2 protein-coding genes and 1 pseudogene are annotated in these 3,478 nt (G+C 72.0%); 1 reads left to right on the forward strand and 2 read right to left on the reverse strand.

The annotated features are described in order from the left end of the window. A pseudogene (locus ACFFNX_RS43045) lies at window positions 1–2,030 on the reverse strand (xanthine dehydrogenase family protein molybdopterin-binding subunit); the annotation flags it as partial. 237 nt (window positions 2,031–2,267) lie between these two features. Continuing rightward, the gene (locus tag ACFFNX_RS43050) at window positions 2,268–2,405 is read right to left on the reverse strand and encodes a hypothetical protein (protein ID WP_378212024.1); all 138 of its coding nucleotides are present in this window, start codon (window positions 2,403–2,405) and stop codon (window positions 2,268–2,270) included. A gap of 79 nt (window positions 2,406–2,484) precedes the next feature. Between ACFFNX_RS43050 and ACFFNX_RS43055 the strand changes: the two genes are divergently transcribed. Continuing rightward, a partial coding sequence (locus ACFFNX_RS43055; protein ID WP_378212025.1) for a helix-turn-helix domain-containing protein occupies window positions 2,485–3,478 on the forward strand: 994 nt, incomplete at its 3' end.

Below are 3,478 nucleotides of genomic sequence, written 5' to 3' on the forward strand. Positions count from 1 at the left end.
ATCAGCGCGAGGCCGAGCCCCTGGGCCGTGCCGCCGTGGATCTGGCCCTCCAGCGAGATCGGGTTGAGGATCTTGCCGACGTCCTGCACGGCGGCCAGCTCGACCACCTTGACCAGGCCCAGCTCGACGTCCACGTCGACCACCGCCCGGTGCACACAGAAGGCGAACTGCGTGTGGGAGTCGCCCTGGCCGGTGCGCGGGTCCAGCGGCGCCGTCGGCCGGTGGTGGAACTCCCGCGTCTCCTCGACGGCCCGGCTGCCGAGCACCCGCGCCAGCGGGACCGCGACGTCGCCGGCGACGACGTGCCCGCCGCGGAGCGTGCCGCCGGGCATCCCGGCGAGCCGCAGCACCCGCTCCCGCACGGCCTCGCAGGCGGCGCGTACGGCGCCGCCGGTCATGTACGACTGACGCGACGCGCTGGATGAGCCCGCGGAGCCGACGGTCGTGTCCGCGGGCGCGACGGTCACCTGCTCGACGCCCAGCTCGGTACGGGCGATCTGCGCCTGCAGGGTGATGAGGCCCTGCCCGACCTCGGCGGCGGCGGTGTGCACCAGCACGACCGGCTCGTCGCCGGACACCTCCAGCCGTACCCGGGCGGTGGACAGGTCGTCGAAACCCTCGGAGTAGCAGATGTTCTTGATGCCGATGCCGTACCCGACGCCGCGGACGACGCCCTCGCCGTGCGTCGTGTTGGACACGCCGCCGGGCAGGTTCCGCAGGTCGCCGGTGTCGGACGGCGGGGGCATCGGGAAGTCGCGGGCGCGGCGCAGCATGTCGGTGAGCGGCGCGGGCATGTCGACGACCTGCCCGGTCGGCAGGCGCGAGCCCTCCGACAGCGCGTTGCGCACCCGGATCTCGACCGGGTCCAGGCCGCACGCCTCGGCGAGCCGGTCCATCTGGGACTCGTAGGCGAAGCAGGCCTGCACGGCGCCGAAGCCGCGCATCGCCCCGCACGGCGGGTTGTGGGTGTACACGCCGTAGGCGTCGATCATGACGTTCGGCACGTCGTACGGGCCGGCGCCGAGCGAGGCGGCGTTGCCGACCACCGCCGGCGTGGAGGAGCAGTACGCCCCGCCGTCGAGGACGATCTCGGCCTTGACGTAGACCAGCCGGCCGTCCCGGTCGGCGCCGTGCTCGTAGCGGAGGGTCGCCGGGTGACGGTGGACGTGGCCGGAGAAGGACTCCTCGCGGCCGTAGACGATCTTGACCGGGCGGGCCGTGCGCAGGGCGAGCAGGCAGGCGTGGACCTGCATGGACAGGTCCTCGCGCGCGCCGAACGCGCCGCCCACGCCCGACAGGGTGAGCCGGACCTTGTCCGGCGGCAGCCCCAGCACCGGCGCGATCTGCTCCTGGTCGACGTGCAGCCACTGCGTGGCGATGAACAGGTCCACGCCGCCGTCCTCGGCCGGCACGGCGAGCCCCGACTCCGGGCCGAGGAACGCCTGGTCCTGCATGCCCACCTCGTACTCGCCGGTGACGACCACGTCGGCGGTGAACACCTCGCCGGTCCGCACCGGCTGGTGCCGTACGACGTTGCCGCGCTCGTGGACCTTCGGGCAGGCCGGGTCGAGCGCGGCGGCCCGCGCGTCGGTCACCGGCTCGCGCACCTCGTAGTCCACCTCGATGAGGTCGCAGGCCCGGCGGGCGGTCTCGGGATGGTCCGCGGCCACGATCGCCACGGGCTCGCCCTGGTAACGGACCTGGTCGATGGCGAGGACGGGCTGGTCCTTCAACTCCAGGCCGTAGTGCTTGGCGCCGGGGACGTCCTCGTGGGTGAGCACCGCGTACACGCCGGAGAGCCGGAGCGCCTCGGTGACGTCGATGCCGCGGATCGCGGCGCTGGGGTACGGGCTGCGCAGCGTGGCGCCCCACAGCATGCCGTCCATCCACAGGTCGGAGGAGTAGGCGAAGGCACCCCGCACCTTCAGCACGCCGTCCGGCCGGACCGCGCTGTCGCCGACACCGCCCGCGAACGATCGCCTGGTGACCGGCGCGCCCTCTCTCGCGTGCGGACCGTCCTGCTGCGCCACCACGCCCACCTCCTGATCCCTACCCGCCCTCAGCGCAGTAGAGCAGGGGCGGAGGAGAAAGAGACAGGGACGATCTCACGAAACCGCCGCCGCTCTTTGGCGAGATCTCCCGATATGCCGCATATGAGTCGGTCCGCGGGGCCCGATGCCACCGGGCCTCGCGGACGCGTCTCCGCCATCTTTGGCCAGATGCTTCTGGAAGAAGCCGGAGAAAACTATCCTTTTACGAGAAGGACGTCAGCAGCAGTGGAACACTCCGGGTGAACCGGGGTGGCCGACGCTGGTGACGGCGGCGGTCGCGGGCGTGCTCCCGGCGCCGAGTGAAATACCGGTCACCACCAACAGCATGGTCACGGCCCTCTTGGGTCGGTTCATGTGAACGGCCTCCATTTGAGCATTCGAGTAAGAGCAGGTAAATGTGGACAGTCAAGTAACACTCGGGCAAAGAATTCGGATGACACGGATTCGTCAGGGTTTGTCACAGGCGCAGTTGGCCCTCCCGGAGCTGTCCGACAGTTACGTTTCCCTGATCGAGAGCGGTAAGCGCATACCGACGCCCGACGTCGTGCGGTTGCTGGCCCGCAAGCTGGGCTGTTCGCCCTCGTACCTGTCCAGCGGCATCGACGAGCACGCCCAGGACCAGATCCGCGTGACCCTGGAGTACGCCGAGATCGCCCTGCAGAACGGCGAGGCCGCGGAGGCCCGCGACCGGCTCACCGAACTCCTGGCCGATCCCGACCTGGCCTCGCTGCCGGAGTACGCCCGCCGGGCCCGCTGGGCGCACGCGCTCGCGCTGGAGGCGACGGGCGAGCTGGACGAGGCGATCGGGGAGTTCGCCGCCCTGGCCGCGGTGCTGTCCCCGGACTACGACACCGAAGAATGGATCCGGCTCAACATCGCCATGTCGCGCTGCCACCGGGAGAAGGGCGACGCCGCGCGCAGCGTCGCCGTGGCCGAGGGCGCCTTTACCCGCGTCACCGGACGGCCCGGCCCGTGGAGTGACGAGACGGTCAAGCTCGGCGCGACGCTGGTCGGCGCCTACCTCGAACGCGGCGACCTGGTCAGCGGCGGGCAGCTCGCCGAGCGCCTGATCGAGCAGGCGGACGCGATCGGCAGCCCGGCCGCCCGCATGGCCGCCTACTGGGAGGCGGCCATCGTCGCCCGCTACCAGGCCGACTTCGAGAAGGCCGTGACGTACGGGGAGCGCGCCCTGGCGCTGCTCGGCGAGGCCGCCGACCTGCGCAACCTCAGCCGTCTGCGGGGCGAGTACGGCACGCTGATGCTCCTGGCCCGTCCGGACGACGCCGAACGCGCCCGCGACGAGCTCCAGCGGGCGACGCGAGAGATGACCGCCACGGCGGCCGGCGGCATCGACATCGCCCGGTGCCTGACCGAGCTGGCCCGCGCCGAGCTCGCGCTCGGCCAGCCGCGCAAGGCGGCCGACCGGG

This window comes from Actinoallomurus acaciae (assembly GCF_042429965.1).
Classification (GTDB): domain Bacteria; phylum Actinomycetota; class Actinomycetes; order Streptosporangiales; family Streptosporangiaceae; genus Actinoallomurus; species Actinoallomurus acaciae.

Bases quoted from the DNA above. Each gene is read 5' to 3' on its own strand.
- ACFFNX_RS43050 (WP_378212024.1), bottom strand. From the start codon at position 2,405: ATGAACCGACCCAAGAGGGCCGTGACCATGCTGTTGGTGGTGACCGGT.